The organism is Vibrio sp. 10N.222.49.C12 (assembly GCF_041475025.1).
Classification (GTDB): domain Bacteria; phylum Pseudomonadota; class Gammaproteobacteria; order Enterobacterales; family Vibrionaceae; genus Vibrio; species Vibrio crassostreae_C.
On sequence record NZ_JBFRVF010000100.1, the window covers coordinates 1 to 18,282 of the forward strand.

13 protein-coding genes are annotated in these 18,282 nt (G+C 44.4%); 9 read left to right on the forward strand and 4 right to left on the reverse strand.

The features are described 5' to 3' along the window. Positions 1 to 175: 175 nt before the first annotated feature. From pepT to AB4583_RS20655, 3 genes are all read left to right on the forward strand, one after another. Entirely contained in the window at positions 176 to 1,408 is a 1,233-nt protein-coding gene (pepT, locus tag AB4583_RS20645; RefSeq protein ID WP_372119183.1) for a peptidase T, read from the forward strand. Between the two features lie 77 nt (positions 1,409 to 1,485). Further along, the gene (locus AB4583_RS20650) at positions 1,486 to 1,953 is read left to right on the forward strand and encodes a DM13 domain-containing protein (RefSeq protein ID WP_017068406.1); all 468 of its coding nucleotides are present in this window, start codon (positions 1,486 to 1,488) and stop codon (positions 1,951 to 1,953) included. A gap of 120 nt (positions 1,954 to 2,073) precedes the next feature. Beyond that, positions 2,074 to 2,916 carry a mechanosensitive ion channel family protein gene (locus tag AB4583_RS20655; protein WP_017064358.1) on the forward strand — a complete coding sequence of 281 codons (843 nt, stop codon included), beginning with the start codon at positions 2,074 to 2,076 and terminating at the stop codon, positions 2,914 to 2,916. Between the two features lie 86 nt (positions 2,917 to 3,002). On the opposite strand, the gene AB4583_RS20660 is transcribed toward AB4583_RS20655, so the two are convergent. Continuing rightward, positions 3,003 to 3,446: a dCMP deaminase family protein gene (locus AB4583_RS20660; RefSeq protein ID WP_017059490.1), complete on the reverse strand. Its 444-nt coding sequence runs from the start codon at positions 3,444 to 3,446 to the stop codon at positions 3,003 to 3,005. Between the two features lie 259 nt (positions 3,447 to 3,705). Here AB4583_RS20660 and AB4583_RS20665 point away from each other — a divergent pair, with 259 nt between their 5' ends. From AB4583_RS20665 to AB4583_RS20675, 3 genes are all read left to right on the forward strand, one after another. Next, the gene (locus AB4583_RS20665; protein WP_017067488.1) at positions 3,706 to 4,842 is read left to right on the forward strand and encodes an efflux RND transporter periplasmic adaptor subunit; all 1,137 of its coding nucleotides are present in this window, start codon (positions 3,706 to 3,708) and stop codon (positions 4,840 to 4,842) included. An 11-nt stretch (positions 4,843 to 4,853) separates the two neighbouring features. Next, positions 4,854 to 8,006, forward strand: a complete 3,153-nt coding sequence (locus tag AB4583_RS20670; protein WP_372119187.1) for an efflux RND transporter permease subunit — start codon at positions 4,854 to 4,856, stop codon at positions 8,004 to 8,006. Positions 8,007 to 8,340: 334 nt separating this feature from the next. Further along, complete coding sequence (locus AB4583_RS20675) at positions 8,341 to 9,027, forward strand: MaoC family dehydratase (RefSeq protein WP_017071609.1); 687 nt, start codon at positions 8,341 to 8,343, stop codon at positions 9,025 to 9,027. Positions 9,028 to 9,118: 91 nt separating this feature from the next. On the opposite strand, the gene AB4583_RS20680 is transcribed toward AB4583_RS20675, so the two are convergent. Continuing rightward, a complete protein-coding gene (locus tag AB4583_RS20680; protein ID WP_017068410.1) occupies positions 9,119 to 9,934 on the reverse strand; it encodes a phosphate ABC transporter substrate-binding protein in 816 nt (271 codons plus the stop codon). A gap of 253 nt (positions 9,935 to 10,187) precedes the next feature. Between AB4583_RS20680 and AB4583_RS20685 the strand changes: the two genes are divergently transcribed. Next, on the forward strand, positions 10,188 to 10,550 hold the full coding sequence (locus AB4583_RS20685; protein ID WP_017068411.1) for a DUF3024 domain-containing protein: 363 nt from the start codon (positions 10,188 to 10,190) through the stop codon (positions 10,548 to 10,550). A gap of 184 nt (positions 10,551 to 10,734) precedes the next feature. Here AB4583_RS20685 and AB4583_RS20690 read toward each other — a convergent pair whose 3' ends face one another. Both AB4583_RS20690 and rnb read right to left on the reverse strand, forming a co-directional pair. Next, entirely contained in the window at positions 10,735 to 11,565 is an 831-nt protein-coding gene (locus tag AB4583_RS20690; RefSeq protein ID WP_017064362.1) for an AraC family transcriptional regulator, read from the reverse strand. Positions 11,566 to 11,768: 203 nt separating this feature from the next. Beyond that, positions 11,769 to 13,775 (reverse strand): exoribonuclease II, encoded by a 2,007-nt coding sequence (rnb, locus tag AB4583_RS20695; protein WP_372119191.1) that lies wholly within the window; start codon positions 13,773 to 13,775, stop codon positions 11,769 to 11,771. 309 nt (positions 13,776 to 14,084) lie between these two features. Here rnb and AB4583_RS20700 point away from each other — a divergent pair, with 309 nt between their 5' ends. Together AB4583_RS20700 and AB4583_RS20705 are read left to right on the forward strand one after the other, a co-directional pair. Beyond that, positions 14,085 to 16,139 carry a DEAD/DEAH box helicase gene (locus tag AB4583_RS20700; protein ID WP_081325153.1) on the forward strand — a complete coding sequence of 685 codons (2,055 nt, stop codon included), beginning with the start codon at positions 14,085 to 14,087 and terminating at the stop codon, positions 16,137 to 16,139. A gap of 743 nt (positions 16,140 to 16,882) precedes the next feature. Further along, positions 16,883 to 18,076, forward strand: a complete 1,194-nt coding sequence (locus tag AB4583_RS20705; RefSeq protein WP_017064366.1) for an acetate/propionate family kinase — start codon at positions 16,883 to 16,885, stop codon at positions 18,074 to 18,076. Positions 18,077 to 18,282: the final 206 nt, after the last annotated feature.

Genomic DNA, 18,282 nt, shown 5'->3' on the forward strand with positions numbered 1-18,282 from the left:
AGGTTGACTACTATTAATAATACTATGACAGAGTCCTTCGGTAATTAGACCGTCAACCTCCCTCGGTAATCACACGCTGCTGACTCTGTGTTCGTATTTTTCTAAAAATACATCATTTATTTACGTTAATAATTAAGTCAGTAAATCAATTACTTAATCCATGGTGAGATAAATTATGGAAAAGCTTGTAGAACGTTTTCTGAATTACGTTACTTTTGATACCAAATCCGATCCTTCTAATCAGCAGTGCCCAAGTTCACCGGGTCAAATCACCTTTGCTGAAGCCTTAAAGTCAGAATTGATCGCATTAGAGTTAGTTGATGTGTCTTTAGATGAGAATGGATATTTGATGGCAAAACTGCCGTCGAACGTCGATTACCCAGTACCTGCGATTGGCTTTGTGGCGCACATGGATACCGCTCCTGACGCATCAGGCGCCAATGTGAAACCACAAGTGATTAAAGATTACCGAGGTGGAACGATTGAATTAGGTGACAGTGGCGAGAGCTTAAACCCAAGCCAGTACCCAGATCTTGATTCTTTACATGGTCACGACCTGATTACGACTGACGGCACAACTCTGCTTGGTGCCGACAACAAAGCGGGTATCGCTGAAATCATCAGCGCGATTGCTTACCTGAAAGCGAATCCAGACATCAAACACGGCGACATCTGCATTGGTTTCACGCCGGATGAAGAGATTGGTCGCGGTGCGAACCTGTTTGACGTTGAAAAATTTGGCGCCGAGTGGGCGTACACCATCGATGGTGGCCCAGTAGGGGAGTTGGAATTTGAGAACTTCAATGCCACGAGCGCTGATGTTATCTGTCATGGCGTGAACGTTCACCCGGGAACCGCAAAAGGTAAAATGGTGAACTCGATGAACATTGCAGCGCAATTCCAATTGATGATGCCTGCGCAAGAAACACCTGAGTGCACAGAAGGTTATGAAGGTTTTTACCACCTGAAATCGGCTGAAATGGGTGTGGCTCGCTCTGAGCTGGGTTACATCATCCGTGATTTTGAACGTGAGGGTGTAGAAGCACGTAAGGCATTCATGCAACAGAAAGTCGATGAGCTGAATGAGCGCCTTGAGAAAGGCCGTGTTGAGCTGGTGCTAACCGATAGCTACTTCAACATGAAAGAGATGGTTGAACCGCATCAACATATTATTGAATTGGCCAAGCAGGCGATGATTGAGTGCAATGTCGAGCCAATGGTTAAACCAATCCGAGGTGGTACAGACGGTGCTCGTTTATCTTTCATGGGGCTACCATGTCCGAATATCTTTACTGGTGGCTACAACTTCCACGGTATTCATGAGTTCATTACCATTCAAGGCATGGAACAGGCGGTTAAAGTGATTGTTGAACTGTCACAACGCACAGCCGTTCACTACCAAAAATAGCGGCCTTTAGCACGATATCTCTTTGCTTTTTTTGAGAGTATTCAATAATACTCTCTTTAAGCATAAGGGAGTACGCAATGAAAAAGTTAGTTTTACTTTGCACCCACTTAGCCGTGGGTGCTTTTGGTTTTGGGCTGGGTGTTTACGCATTACCTATCTTGATTGAGCCTGATTCTCCTTCCTCAAGTTCTGTTGAAGCGATCAGTGAGCAGGCTATCTACACGGGTGAGTTCACTAAAGATCGACAAGACAGTGACTTCTTGCACTGGGGAGAAGGCATCGTCTCAGTATCCGAAAGTGCGATCGCTTTTGAAGGTGAATTGGCGCCGGGACCTGATTACAAGGTTTATCTCTCGCCTAAGTTCATTGAAACCGAGCACGCTTTCAATGACAGCAAGAACGAGTTATTGAGAGTCGGAGATGTGAAAACATTCGACCGCTTTATGGTTGAGCTTCCCGAAGGTACTGATCTTAATCGATTTAATACGGTTGTGATTTGGTGTGAAACTTTTGGCCAATTTATTACTTCTGCCAAGATAAAATGATAGCCTTACCAATAGCTGATTTAGGCACGTAAAAAAGCGCTCTATTTTTGAGCGCTTTTTCATAGCGAAGTCTCCGCTAATCGTTGTAAAGCTCGTCGTTGTAATGCTAAGGAATAAGTAATGGAAAAAGTGTGGCAAGTAATTGATTTTCTACTCGCTCATAAGTTTATTTTTAGTGCGTTGATTATCACTATTATTTTAATCATTCGCCGAATCACCTTATCTCAAATAAGAGGTGATGTTGCTTTCCTTAGTGAAGACCAACGTAACTGGATGTCACGAACCAAAAACGGCACATTCGCGATTATTGTTGTGACGTTATTTGTGCTGTGGAAATCCGAAATCAGCGAGTTTGCGCTATCTGTCACGGCCATTGCTGTTGCGATAGTAGTGGCTTCAAAAGAGATCATTTTGTGTTTCACCGGTTCTATTCAGCGTGCGAGTTCTCGTTCATTTAGAATCGGCGACTGGATCGAAGTGGGTAAAATCAGCGGTGAAGTGATTGAGCACAATCTGATGGCGACCGTGATTCAAGAAATCGATTTGTATCATGGGCAATATCACTTCACTGGCAAGACAGCCACGCTGCCTAATAGCATGTTCTTCACTTATCCAGTTAAGAACCTCAACTTCATGAAGCGTTATGTTTATCATAACTTTTTTGTGACGGTGAAAGACTTTGTAAACCTATACCCTATGCTGTCGGGTCTTATTGTGAAAATTGAAGAGCATTGCGAAGAGTTTATCGATGTTGCTCGCCGTTACAACGGTGTGATCGAAAAGCACGCTGGTGTTGACCTTCCGGGTTCTGAGCCTCACATCCATATCACAAGCAGTTCGACAGGTGAGCAAGAAGTCCATTTTATGATTTTCTGTCCAACCGAGAAGGCGGTTCATCTAGAGCAAGAGATTCGTAAAGATTTCATGGAAGCATACGCTGAAGCATTTCCTGTCAGTGCTTAATCCTGCAGTCCGCTGAGCCCCAAACAAAAGAAAGCCGAGAGCGATAATATCGACTCTCGGCTTTTTTGTTCTAACTATCTGTTCGTTTAATCTAGGTCAGCCAGTGGCAACCAATCGACTTTTACGCCTGCTTGTTCAAACATATCTTGGCTCACTTTGATTTTGTCTCCCCAGCGAGAAAGAAAGTCTTCACTTTGCTCTGGGCAGTGAACCGCAGAAATACCGGTTTGGATGATTTTCGCTGCGCAGTTTGGGCAAGGGAAGTGAGTCACCCAGATTTCACAGCTGTCCAAATCACGCTTGGCGAATAAGATCGCATTTTCTTCAGCGTGAAGTGTCTTGAGGTACTTCATCTCTCTGTCATCAGTATCCGCACTATCAGACACGCCATGTGGGTAGCCATTAAAACCAACAGAAACAATGCGGTTGTGCTTAGTGATTACGGCGCCGACTTGAGTTGAAGGATCTTTACTCCAAGAACCGACCAATTCCGCCATTTGATAGAAACGTTTAGCCCATTTTGAAATCATGAGAATTCCTTAACAATTAAATGTGAATGCTTATCTGTCTGACAATACATTATGTTAGACAATATCCATAGAGAACAAAAGCTGAGAGATTGATTTACTTAGGAATTGTAGCGTGTTTGTAATCACTTTATAAGCACTTGGTTTCAATTAACATATTGATACACTTTGGCCAGTTATAATTGATATTCCTCGGACATTTGAAGCAATTGTGTTACGTAACTTTTATGCTGTTCAATTTCTCATAAGTGACGGTATAACCATGCGTAAAAAGTTAATCCTTACGGCTCTTGCAAGCTCTCTTATTCTTGCTGGATGTGGGCAAGATGCTCAGAATGCCAAGCAAGCGCCTTTACCTCTCGTAGCTGTACAGGATGTTAGCGTCGTTTCTCACCAACAAAGTAAGTCGTACATCGGTCGTATTGAAGCCGTTGAAGACACGGCAATTACTGCACAAGTTTCTGGCTACCTGCAAAGCCGCCATTTCAAAGAAGGCCAAATGGTCGAGAAGGGGCAATTGCTTTACTCAATTGAGCCTTCATCATTTGAAGCAGAAGTAGCAAGCGCGAAAGCGGCTGTTGCTCAAGCGAATGCCAACCTTAAAAAAGCCGAACTTGATTTCAATCGTGGTAAGAACCTACTTCCTAAGGGCAGTATTTCTCAATCTGAATTTGATGCATTAACGGCAAACCTATTAGGTTCTCAAGCACAGTTAGAAGCAAGCCAAGCTCAGTTAAACGCCGCGAATGTCCAACTTTCTCACACCAAAATTATCGCGCCTTTCTCTGGAAGAATCAGTGACACTAAAGTAAGTAAAGGTGACCTAGTTTCACCGTCTTCAGGTGTTCTGACAACTTTGGTTAGCCTAGACCCAATCCATGCATCGTTCAGCATCAGTGAGCGTGAGCGTATTGAGTTAGGTATGGACCGAATTGAAGGTGACGGCAGCAGCGATTCTGATCGTGTTGAAGTGCAAATCATGCTTGAAAATGGCGAAGCATTCGAACATCTAGGTCAGCTCGATTTCTTGGGCAACCGTATCAACCTAAACACTGGTACGATCGCGATGCGCGCTATTGCCGATAACCCAGACCAGCAATTGCTTCCTGGTCAGCACGTTCGTGTTGATCTGCGTGAGAAGCAATCTATTGATGTCGTAACCATTCCTCGCCGCGCGGTTCAAACCGACCTTGAAGGCGACTTTGTTATGGTGTTAGTTGAAGGCGAAGCTGCTCCTGTGGCTGAGCGTAGAAACATCGAAATGGGTCGTCAGGTTGAAGGTGGTGTGATTGTTCATTCTGGATTAGAGAAAAACGACGCAGTCATCACTCAAGGCCTACAGCGTGTTCGCAATGGTATGTCTGTTCGTATTCAAGCTTCTGCTGAACAAGCTGAGTAAGGGGACTATTTATGTTAAGTCGTTTCTTTATTCAAAGGCCTAAGTTCGCCCTTGTTATATCCATAATCTTAACGCTGGCGGGTGCGATTTCTCTCGCTATCTTGCCAGTGGCTGAATATCCAAAAATTAGTCCACCGTCGGTTAGTGTGTCGGCATTCTACACGGGCGCAAGTGCTGAAGTGGTGGAACAGGCGATAGCCGACCCCATAGAAACGTCGGTTAACGGCGTTGAAGATATGATCTACATGTCTTCTAAAAGCGCTAACGATGGTTCATACAACCTTAATGTGACCTTTGATGTTGGTACTGACCCAGATATGGCTCAGGTCAACGTTCAGAACCGAGTTGCTCAAATCGAATCGAAGCTTCCGCAAGAAGTTCGAATGGTGGGTGTCACCGTTAAAAAGCGTTCACCAGACCTTTTGATGGTATTGAACTTCTACTCTCCAAACGGTGAGTACAACGACCAATTCTTGATCAACTACGTGAACTTGAACATTAAAGATCAGCTGGCTCGTGTGAAGGGCATCAGTGAAGTTAACGTGTTGGGTGGTGGTGAATACGCGATGCGTGTTTGGTTAGATCCTGAGAAAATGGCTAACCTCAATATCACCACTTCAGACGTGAATCGCGCGTTGGCAGAGCAGAACGTTCAAGTTGCTGCAGGCCGTATTGGTGCTGCACCTTATAACAACGCACAAGAAGTGCAGTTCAACTTGGTAACAAAAGGCCGATTAGAAACAGCTGATGAGTTTGAAAATGTTGTTCTTCGTGCAACTCAAGACGGTTCAACGGTTTACTTAAAAGACATTGCACGTGTTGAGCTTGGTAAAAAGTTCTACGACGGTAATGGTAAATACCGTGGTCAAGATGCGTCGATCGTAACGCTGTCACTTCAATCAGACGCTAACGCGCTGGAAAGTGGCAAAGCTGTGATGGCGATGCTGGAAAACTTAAGCAAGAACTTCCCAGAAGGCGTGGCGTATGAAGCAAGTTACGACACTACACTGTTTGTTGCTGAGTCGATCAAAGGGGTAGTAAAGACCTTAATCGAAGCCATCTTGCTGGTTATTGCGGTAACGTACCTGTTCTTGGGTAGTGCGCGTGCAACCTTGATTCCTGTAGTTGCGATTCCGGTATCTTTGATTGGTACGTTTGCCATCATGCAGATGACGGGTTTCACCATCAACACGGTAACCCTGTTTGGTTTGATACTAGCGATTGGTATCGTAGTAGATGATGCGATCTTGGTTATCGAGAACGTTGATACCACAATGGCTAAAGACCCAACCATTTCACCGCGTAAAGCCACGCTTATTGCGATGAAAGAAGTAACGGGGCCGATCATTACGTCGACCTTGGTTCTACTTGCGGTATTCATCCCTGTTGCAATGCTTCCTGGTATTACTGGCATCATGTACCGTCAGTTCGCTCTGACTATCTGTATCGCGGTTGTTATCTCTTCAATTAACGCATTAACGCTATCACCTGCATTGTGTTCACTGGTTCTTAAGCAGGGTGGTGGTAACACGGCGCGTTGGTACCAAGCATTTAACCGTGGTCTAGAGTCTGTTACTAACAAATACGGTCAAGTGGCTGGCTTCTTAGTTAAGAAAGGCGTTCTGCTGTTCACTTTCTTCTTTGTGGCTTTGGCGGCTGTGACTTATTTTGCGAAGACAACGTCTACGGCGTTTGTACCTCAAGAAGATAAAGGCATTTTGCTGGTTAACGTTCAGCTTCCTGACGCGGCATCCTTGTCTCGAACCGAAGAAGTGACTAAGCAGCTGCTTGAAATGGTTGAACAAGAGCCGGGTGTTGATGGCGTAACACTGGTTAACGGCTACGCATTTATGACGGGCGCTTCTGCGTCGAATGGTGCGTCAATGTTCATCAAGCTTCACGATTGGGACATGCGTAATGCACTGGATGGTCAACACTCTGCTCAGGCTATCTCACAGCGTATTAATGGTCGTGCTGCGACTGAACTTCCTCAAGCTGTCGTGTTTGCGATGGGGCCTCCAGCAGTACCGGGTATGGGTGCAGCGTCTGGTTTTGAATTCGTTCTTGAAGATACATTAGGTCGTAGCCGAACTGATCTAGCGATGGTTATGAATGACGTGATTGCAGAGGCCGCTAAACAGCCCGAGATTTCACATACATTCAGTACCTTCCGTGCCAATGTACCGCACTACTATGTCGACATTGACCGTGAGAAAGCGCAGCAACTTGGTATTCCGTTGTCGGAAATCTTCCAAACACTACAAGGTAACTTAGGTTCTCTGTACGTGAATGATTTCACCATGTTTGGTAAAAACTTCCGCGTAACCATGCAAGCTGACAGTGAACACCGTAGCAGCATGGATGACCTACAACGATTCCACGTTCGTTCGTCTAATGGCGAGATGATCCCGTTAAGCACATTGGTGACTTACGACCAGATCTTCGAACCAGATGTAGCATGGCGTTACAACATGTACCGCAGTGCCGTGATTCAAGGTCAACCTGCAGAAGGTTACTCAAGTGGTGATGCGATTGCGGCAATGGAACGCGTAGCTGCAGAAGTATTGCCTCAGGGGTATCAGTACGAATGGACAGGCATGGCTTACCAAGAAGTACTAGCAGGTAACCAAGCGATCTTTGCTTTCGCACTGGCTCTGATCTTCATCTACCTGTTTATGGTGGCTCAATACGAGAGTTGGACAATTCCGATTGCGATTATCCTCGTGGTACCTGTCGCAACCTTAGGCTCCTTCTTGGCATTGAATCTAACGGGCACTCCGCTGAACCTTTATGCACAAATAGGTTTGGTTCTCTTGATAGCCTTGGCCGCGAAGAACGCAATCTTGATTGTGGAATTCGCAAAGGTTGAGCGTGAAGAGAAAGACGCACCGATTGAAGATGCGGCGGTGAAGGGCGGTACTTTACGTTTCCGTGCTGTGAACATGACGTCTTGGTCGTTCATCTTAGGTATCTTCCCGCTTATCTTTGCTGCGGGCGCAGGTCACGTGAGTCAGAACTCTTTGGGTATTTCACTGATCGGCGGCCTGTTATGTGTATTACTGGCGGGTACGTTCCTAATCCCTGGCTTCTACGCATTCGTGCAACGTAAGCGTGAGAAAGCACACGGTGGTAATACCAAGCTGGTTCCGCTTGATGACGAATAGAGGATTGAGTGTCTTGTAAGATTCGTCTCTGACAAGACCAACCCTCGGAAAACTAATTCCTTGTAAAAACTAAGGTTTAGCATTGCGCTAAGCCTTTTTTTATTCCACTTATGAATAAAAACGCCTTTTATATAAACAAATGTTTGTCATGTGATAGAGCTAACACTCTAATTTGGGTTTTGTAATAAAATGATGTTTTATTGGTAAGTATATGTTTAATTTGATTTTAACAAGGTTCAGCTAACGGTTGTATGCTCGAAAACATTTGCACAATAGTGTGAAGTGTTTCAAAATTACGAAGTTATATTGAAATTTTTTGTGCATTGAGGTTCTTATGAAAGTCATTGATTTATTTAAACACCGAGGCGATAGCATGTCTTCGCAACACTCAGAGTTTATGCAATGGATGTCTCCAGCTCTTAGAGATTACTGGGGCGACTTTCTTAATCGTACGCAAAATAGACATTTCTTTGCGTGGGTTCGTGATCACCACAAACCTGCTGTCAATGAAGATGCACCAGAGATGCCGGTGGAACAGCCGATCGTACTTAAGCCAGAAGCACAACTTGTGTTTGATGAGCTTAATCAACAGATCGGTGAAGTCATCCATACTGGCGACTGGATCAATGTAAGTCAAGACCGTATTAACCAGTTCGGCCTTGTTACTGAAGATATGCAGTGGATTCACACTGAGCCTGAAAAAGCGGAAACAGACTCTCCGTTCAAAACAACCATCGCACATGGTTTTTTAACTTTATCTCTGCTTCCTCGATTGACTGACAGTGTTGACCCTGACAAGTCTCAATTCCCAACAGCGAAGATGGTCGTAAACATTGGTCTTAACCAAGTACGTTTCCCATACCCTGTTAAATCGGGCAGTAATGTTCGTGCTAAAAGTACGCTAACAAAAGTAACGCCAATTAAGAAAGGCCTAGAGATTGAACGCGAAATTCGCGTCGAAATCGAAGGTATTCGTCGTCCTGGCGCTGTGATCGTTTCAGTGATTCAACTTCACTTCTAAGTGGTTTGTAAAGAAGCGATTTATAAAGATTCAAAAAAAGAGAGAGCATAGTGCTCTCTCTTTTTGTTTACATTAGATAAAACTATCCCACTTATTTAATGCGAGTGTAGCCGTACTCTTCGATAAGTTCTTGCCCTTGCTTTGACTTCACGAACTTGATGAAGTCTTTGCTCTCGTCAGAAACTGAGTCTGTCTTGTGCAGCAACAAGAATGGGCGAGCCAATTCATAGCTGTGGTTAGCAATGTTCTTAGATGTTGGCTCTACGCCTTCAAATGTAATTGCTTTAATCGAACGGTCGATTGAACCAACAGAGATAAAACCAATCGCGTGTGGGTTATGGTTAACAATCGTTTTAACCATGCTGTTGCTGTTTACAACCAAGTTATTTGGGTTGATGTCAGACACTAGACGGTCATTAATGATCTTCGTTAAACCAAGCAAACTTTCGAAGCTATAGCGTGAGCCAGAAGACGCTTCGCGAGTGACAACTGCGATAGGCTGATCTGCGCCACCCACAGCTTTCCAGTTCGTGATTTTGCCTTTGTAGATATCGAACAGCTGCTCACGTGTAACGTTGCTTACAGCGTTTGAGCGGTTAGTTACTACAGCTAGGCCGTCAAAGGCAATTGGAAATACCTTCAACTTCTCGTCTTGTTCGCGGTCGGTTAAATAACGCGAGCTCATACCGATGTCAGAGACACCTTTATTAACCATGGTAATACCTGCTGTAGAACCAATGCCCTGAACCGCAATATAGTTATCAGGGTGAGTCTTGTTGTACTCCTCAGCTAATACATCCATCACTCGTGATACTGAAGTGGAGCCCGAAATAGTGGTTTCTTGTGCTAAAGCAGCATGAGAAGACAGGGCTAAGGATAAAAGAGAGGCAAGCGCGACTCGTAACATAAACAACTCCTAGTTAATAACATTTGTCGCATATGATAGGTCGGTTATATGACACTTTTGTGAAATTCCATACTCTCGATGTATAGCTGTTCGCTTGATGAGTCGTAGCTTTCTGGGTTTCCGAGAGCAAGATTCGTTTCTGGGAGCAGGGCAGGTATTTTGATTACGCTTGTTCGCTAAAATGTTTGTTGAGTCCTAAGCTAAGTAGAGGAATTCACTACTTAGAAGTTTCTATTAAGTTACAAGGGGTGTTATGTCCGTCATTCATATCGAGCTGAATCGTCTTTTAATTGGGGCCGAGAGGCTCTGTATATCTCGAAATCGAAGTTTACCTGTCGAGCTAGGCAAATCCCTATATGAAGAGTGTGAGGGTGGTGTGCTGTTTTCTCAGGCGCATTATCTACTCGACTCATCTCACAGTGATTATACAAACGAGATCGTCTGCGTGACTTTTGATGAGTCGCTGTCTTGTTGGTTAGTGATGGTGCCGCTTGAAGGGGATGTCGAAACCGACTCTGTGAATTGGGGGCCGTATCCGTACCTTCCTAAATCGAAGGATCTTGATGCTATTTTGGCGGAAATAGAAAAAGACCCTAAATCGTACTTCTGGTCATAGTCACTCTGTTTTCACGTTTGCTGGTGGCCTGCTCGCAAAGCTGAATCAATGAGTATCAAAACTCAACCACTGAATCCCAAAGCCAAATCATCTCATCCCACACCCAAGTGGCTTAATATTGAAGCCACTTGGTTTACACCAGTTCCCAACTAAGACGTCCACATCAATCTATCGCTTTGTTTCTTTAAACTTGCGGCTTTACGCTCTGCAGTTGTGCTTGTGCCACTAGCGATCGGAAGTCTTTTGGTGTTTTTCCGTGATACGTTTTAAAGGCCGTGCTGAAGTGAGCGGCACTTTTAAAGCCTGACTCATACGCGATTTGAGTGATCGACTTATCCGATGTTCTTAGTTGAGTGGCTGCATGAGCAATACGTTTTATCTTTAATAAGTTTGAGAACGACAGATCTTCAGCCGATAAGCGACGTTTAAGCGTAGCCGGTGACATTCCCATGTAACTGGCGAGCGTATCCAAAGAGATATTGTTTTCAATGTTTTGCTCGATGTAATGAATGACTCTTTGGGTCACGGTTAACCTTGAAGCTCGAGCAATAATAGCCAATAGAGCTGGGTACTGTTCCACCATCAAAGACAGCAAACTTAAGCCTAATTGAGTGAGTGCGTAGTCATTCTGAGAAGAAGAGTTGGCCAGTGACATGATGAGATCTTTCAACTGACAGAGCTCAGTATCCGTTTGATTGAACTTAATGTACTTGTCTGGGATTCGAGCGGACTCTAAATCGCTGAACTGATTAATGAACTTTTGAAAAATAGCCAAATCAAAATCTAAGCAGGTTGCGCTGAATTCGCCATTTTCAGTGTTAACCGTGATGTCTTTAATCTGACCAGAATTGTAAAGGGTGAAATCTCCCGCTTGCAACGAGGCTTGAGTACCATTGGGCAACACAAAAGAAATGCTGCCTTTCGACACTATAAAGATACCGTTTTTAGAGGCAGGATAACGTTCTCGTCTCCTGGGAATGAAGTTTCTGAACTGAGTAACTGTGATTGATGACATAGTGAGCTTCTTTGACGTTGTAAATTGATTGCTTATTGATTGTTTTTTTTAAGTATTGTTTAAGCATGAGACATTTACAAAAAAGGCGCTAATAATTAGCGCCTTTAGAAGTGAACCTTTGAAGCCTTTGACCTTGATAGCTTTGACCTTGAAAGCTTTGACCTTGAAAGCCGTAACCTTGAAAGCTGTAGCTGTTAAAGGCTTTAAGCTTCGGTTTCGTTTGTCGTTTCAGGCTTGCTAGGCAAGTCCGCAAATACTTGAGTAGGTTTTGCTACTAAGTTACGGTTTTCCTGATTAACTTCAGAGAGAACTACTTCTAAAACGTCTCCCAGTTTGTATACCATTTCTTTATCGATAGATACAGTACCCATATCACCGTTGCACTCTATTCTTTCTTTATTATTAAGAATGAGAGATCCAGGGATAAATGCAGCAGCACCATTTTCAAGTAAACGTACACGCATACCTGCACGGTTAATATCGAAAATCTCAGCTTGGAAACGAGTTTCTTCTGCTGGAGCATTGGCTAGAGTGCGAGCATACAACCAATCGCCAACATTACGCTCAGCCATGCCGTGGTGACGGCGGTGCAGGGCAAGTTCATCACCGATAGTTTCATCTGGTGTTTGAATTGGCGCTTTACCTAAGATGTGTGCTTTAAGCATACGGTGGTTAATCATGTCGCCATATTTACGAATTGGAGAAGTCCAAGTTGCGTAAATATCTAATCCCATCGCGTAGTGCGGTGCAGGCTCATTGCTGATCTCGCTATACGCTTGGAATTTACGAATACGGTTGTCGTAGTAGCTGTTATCTAAAGAACCTAACCAACGACGTAGAGTAGCAAAACCTTCTAGAGAAATGATTTGCTCTTCAGTGAACGGCGTTTCCGCTTGCGGGTTTACCAGTTCAAGAACGTCGGAGATTTTCTCAGCCTTGAAACCAGAATGGCAGTTAAACACACCTTGGTTGAAGCTCTCTTTTAGTACTCGGCCCGCACAGATGTTCGCGCTGATCATTGATTCTTCAACCAGCTTGTTTGCGCTACGACGCATGTCAGCGTGGATAGCGACAACATCGTTATCTTCGCTCAGTTCAAAGCGGTAGTCAGGGCGATCTGGGAACACAACAGCGTTTGCTGAGCGCCATGCTGAACGTGCTTGAGCAAATTGGTGAAGATCAGAAACAATTGCAGCAATCTCTTCTGATGGTTGCCATTTCTCTGATGCACCTGTTTCTAGCCAGTCTGATACGTTGTCGTAAGCAAGACGAGCATGAGATTTGATGTTTGCAGCGAAGAAGTTAATGTCATCACCGATAACGCCATCTTTAGATACCGTTACTGTGCAGCAAAGTGCAGGACGAACTTCGTTCTCGATCAGTGAACATAGGTTGTCAGCAAGATCACGAGGCAACATTGGGATGTTGCGACCAGGAAGGTAGATAGTGAAACCGCGCTCGCGTGCCACTTTATCCATCGCATCATCTGGAGAGATGTAAGCCGTTGGATCAGCAATTGCGATAGTCAGTTCAAAATCACCGTTCTCTTTCTTCTTCGCGTAAAGCGCGTCATCCATATCTTTTGTGCTTTCGCCATCGATAGTCACAAAAGGGACGTGCGTCATGTCTACACGTTCAAGATCGGCGTCATCGTTGATTAGCCAGTTGTCGATGCCTTCAGGCTCGCTGTTTGGTAGATCGTTTTGTGCCAGCGTTACCCACCAAGGTGCAATCTTGTCGTCAGCGTCTGTGATTTTCTCAGAGATCTGAGCCAAGAAACCATTGTCACCTTTTAATGGGTGTTGAACGATATGAGCAACAACCCAGTCACCTTCTTTAAGCGTTTCAGGGTTTAGACCCTTCATTGCTTTCGCTTTAAGTTGCAGTTTTTTGAGCTGCGGGTGATCAGGAACAACGTTCAATCGGCCTTTGAAAAGCTTAACTCGTGCAATAAAGCGAGTAAGACCTTGTTCAACCAATTCCTCAGGCTCTGCTACTTCGCGCTCTTTCTCTGTGCGAATGATGGCAATCACCTTGTCACCGTGCACACACTTCTTCATGTACGGAGGCGGGATAAAGAAGCTTGTTTTGCTATCAACTTCGAGAAAACCAAAACCTTTTTCAGTGGCTTTGATGGTACCTTCCTTTTTAGGGAGGGTTTCTTGGATTTGCTGCTTGAGCTGAGCGAGTAGAGGATTATCTTGAAACATTTTGACTTTTATCTATCGAGGACAATTGAGCACACTATAATCATTGCGAGGCTTGATTACTACTTAAAGGCGAAGTGAGCGTTAATTAATTGCCCTCTTATTTAACTAGGTCAATTTGCTAGGAGATGGGTGCTGTGACGAGATATTCATCAAGTTTTGACGATATGATAACCAGTATTGATGTAAAAGCGAAAAATATGTGATGTATTTCAATTTTTTCTGGATTTTTTTATGCATTTAGGGAATAATCCGCCTCCCTTAGACGTCCCTAATGGCTTGAAGTGTTTTATTACTGCTTCGTAACTCTGAATGGAATCAGTATCTGATTGGATCAGTATTGGAATTGATAGAGCTCCCGGGACCTTTTGTTTACTTATATATAGTGGGATCCCAATGTCCGAATCTGTAATTCAATTTAATGAATTAGCCCTAAACGATAACATTCTTTCAGCTCTTGATAGCATGGGTTTCGTTTCTCCGACTCCAATCCAAGCAGCAGCTATTCCTCTTCTTCTTGAAGGCCGTGACGCACTAGGTAAAGCACAGACTGGTACTGGTAAAACAGCAGCATTCTCTCTGCCTTTACTTAACAAAATCAACCTGAACCAACACAAACCACAAGCAATCATCATGGCTCCTACTCGTGAGCTAGCGATTCAAGTTGCTGCGGAAATCAAAAACCTTGGCCGTGATATCAAAGGTCTTAAAGTTATTGAAATCTACGGTGGTGCTTCAATTGTTGACCAAATGCGTGCTCTAAGCCGCGGTGCTCACATTGTTGTTGGTACTCCAGGTCGTGTTAAAGACTTACTAACTCGTGACCGTCTACACCTAGATGAAGCACACACATTTGTTCTTGATGAAGCAGATGAAATGCTGAAAATGGGCTTCGTAGATGACGTTACTTGGATCCTAGAGCAAGCTCCAGAATCTGCACAACGTGTACTTTTCTCTGCAACTATGCCTCCAATGGTTAAGACTATTGTTGACCGTTACCTACGTAACCCGGCTAAAGTTGACGTTGCTGGTACTAACCACACAGTTGATAAAGTAGCGCAGAACTTCTGGGTTGTTAAAGGCGTAGAAAAAGACGAAGCAATGTCTCGTCTTCTAGAAACTGAAGAAACTGACGCGTCAATCGTATTCGTACGTACTCGTCAAGACACTGAGCGTCTAGCTGATTGGCTATCTGCACGTGGCTTCAAAGCTGCTGCACTGCACGGTGATATTCCTCAGTCTCTACGTGAGCGTACTGTTGATCACATCAAACAAGGTGTTATCGACATCCTAGTTGCAACTGACGTTGTAGCTCGTGGTCTTGATGTTCCACGCATCACTCACGTATTCAACTACGACATCCCATTCGATGTTGAATCTTACATCCACCGTATTGGTCGTACTGGCCGTGCTGGACGTAAAGGTAAAGCGATCCTACTAGTTCGCACTAACCAAATTCGCATGCTTCGCACAATCGAGCGCGTAACTAAGTCTCAAATGGAAGAAATTCAACTTCCTCTACGTGACCAAGTTGCTGCTGCACGTGTTGCTAAGCTTGGCGCTGAACTTGAAACTGAGAAAGAAAGCAAAGCACTAGAAAACTTTGCAGGTCTTATCTCTACTCTTCAAGAGTCTCTAGAAGTTGATGCTGCTACTCTAGCTGCAATGCTTCTTAAGCGTCAGCAAGGTAAGAGCCCACTATTCTACGTTGGCGAAGACCCAATGATCGCTGCTATTGAGCGTGATAAGAACCGTCGCAAAGAGCGTCGTGAAGATCGTGACAACGGCCGTGACGGTGGTGGTCGCAACTTCAATACTCAAGATTGGGATACTTACCAACTACAAGTTGGCCGTGAGCAAGGCGTTCAGGTTAAAGACATCGTTGGCGCACTAGCAAACGAACTTGGCCTAACTAAAGGTTCTATCGGTGCTATCAAGCTAGACCAAGGTTCTACTTACGTTCAACTGCCAAAAGCAATGAACTCTGAAACTGCTGGTAAGCTAAGCAAACTTCGCATTCGTCAAAAAGAAGCTGGCGCTGTAGTTGTTGATTTCAATGACTTCCGTGAGCCTCGTCGTGGCGGCGGCGGTCGTGATGGCAACCGTGGTGGCAACCGTGGCGGTCGTGATGGTGGCGGCTACCGTGGTAACCGTGAAGGCGGCAACCGCGAAGGCGGTCGTGGTGGATACCGTGGCAACCGTGATGGTGCTCGCGATGGTAACTCTGCTGGCGGACGTGATGGCGAACGTCGTTTCGACCGTAATCGTGGTGGCGATCACCGTGGTAACTTCCGTGGCGAACGTGGCCATGGTAACGGCAATGGCGGTGGTAACCGTGGTCGTCGTCCAGAGCGCAACGAAGGTTAATCAACCTGTCGCTTAGACGCTTTAGGTCTAGACAATGAATTTAAAAGCCGAGCGTAATGCTCGGCTTTTTTGTGCCTGCTATTTGAACTTAAGCTTTGGTTGGCTCGATATTCGTAGCTAACTTACTTTAATCAAGCTTCGTTCCTGTAACTATGCTTCGTCCATGAAACTAAGCATCGCGCCTAGAACGAATGTTAGTGCCAAAACTTAGCTGTATCGCGTTCTAAGCCTATACAAAAAGAACGTGCTACAAGATACTGAAACAAAGAGTGAAGGCTATCTAAGCGTCGTTACAGTGCATCTATTCGTAGAGTTGTGCTCGAAGGCAATCAAAATAAGATCAGATCACTATTCTCAACTTCAGTGAGCTTTTTGATGCAAACACTGAGCAATTGAGAAATCGAGCAAAAAGTTATCGGTAATGATAAGCAGACGACAGGGAAGGGGGGTTGTTTTTCAAGCGGATCACCTGCATTTGTTCGAGTCGCTTTAATTAACTGAATCAAGTTAAAAATAACGTGAGCACTCGTTTGCGTCACCTGTTCATTAATTTTCTTATTCAACTATTTTTTAATTCCGCTCTCGAAATAAATAATTTAATGACCAAGATCAACTTAATTGTGTTCATTTAGTGATTTTTTCAAAACAAAAGTTGAAAGATTCAAAAATTATTGAATAATGGACTTAACTAAAATTGAAGTAAACACTTCATCCAATTCGTACTGAAACAGGATCCATATCCAATGTCTAATTCGTTTGTTCTGGTTATTAACTCGGGTAGTTCATCCCTAAAATTTGCTGTAATCGATTCTGTTTCTGGTGAAGCAGTATTAAGTGGCCTAGGGGAGTGTTTTGGTCTTGAAGATGCTCGTATGAGCTGGAAATTCCAAGGCGAGAAAACTGAAATTGCCATTCAAGGTGAAGATAACCACCACAAAATTGCCATTGGCAAATTGGTTGGCCTGATGGAAGACCTAGGCTTCACGGCTGATATCGTGGCTATCGGTCACCGTATCGTACACGGCGGTGAGAAGTTCACTCAAACGGTTCGCATTACTGAAGAAGTAACGAACGAAATTGAAAGCCTATCTGACCTAGCTCCACTTCATAACCCAGCAGGTGCTATCGGTATCCGTGCTGCAATTGAAGCTTTCCCTTCTCTACCTCAGTTCGCTGTATTTGATACTGCTTTCCACCAAACAATGCCTCAACGTGCATTCACTGGTGCAATCGCAAAAGAGCTATACACAGACTTCGGCGTACGTCGCTACGGTTTCCACGGCACTAGCCACTACTTCGTTAGCCGTGAAGCTGCGAAGATGGTTAACAAGCCAATCGAAAAATCGAGCTTCATCTCTGTTCACCTAGGTAACGGCGCATCTGTATGTGCTATTAAAGATGGTAACAGTGTTGATACTTCTATGGGCTTCACACCACTTTCAGGCCTAATGATGGGCACACGTTGTGGTGACCTAGACCCAGGCATCATCGAATACCTACTTAAGAAAGGCTGGTCACAAGAGCAAGTATTTAACTCTCTAAACAAGGAGTCTGGCTTCCTTGGCGTGTCTGGTCTTACGAGCGATGCTCGTGGCATCTTAGAAGCAATGGAAGAGGGCCACGAAGGCGCTAAGCTTGCGTTTGAGGTGTTTACTTACCGCGTAGCGAAATACGTTGCTTCTTACCTAGCAACGCTAGATTCTTTAGACGGTATCATCTTCACTGGTGGTATCGGTGAGAACTCTCTACCAATTCGTCGTGAGATCTTAAACAACCTTAAGATTCTAGGTTTCGTTGAAGATGTAGCAGGTAACGAATCTGCTCGCTTTGGTGCTGAAGGGATCATCGCTAAGTCTGAAATGTTAGACGCAGTAGCAATGGTTATCCCAACCAACGAAGAATTCGTGATCGCCCAGCAGTCGGTTGAACTGCTGTAATTTTTTCAAAAACAGATAGTTAAAAGCGAGCTTAGTGCTCGCTTTTTTGATCTTATATGTTGGATAGACCATCGCAAAGCACGCGAATGCCGAGCACTCATCGCTCCCTACATTGACTGCTGCAATTCACTTTTTAGCTCCAAACTAGTGAGGTTAGTGTTGGCTTGTTTATGCCCAGACTTTTCTAAGTGTGATTACCGAGGGAG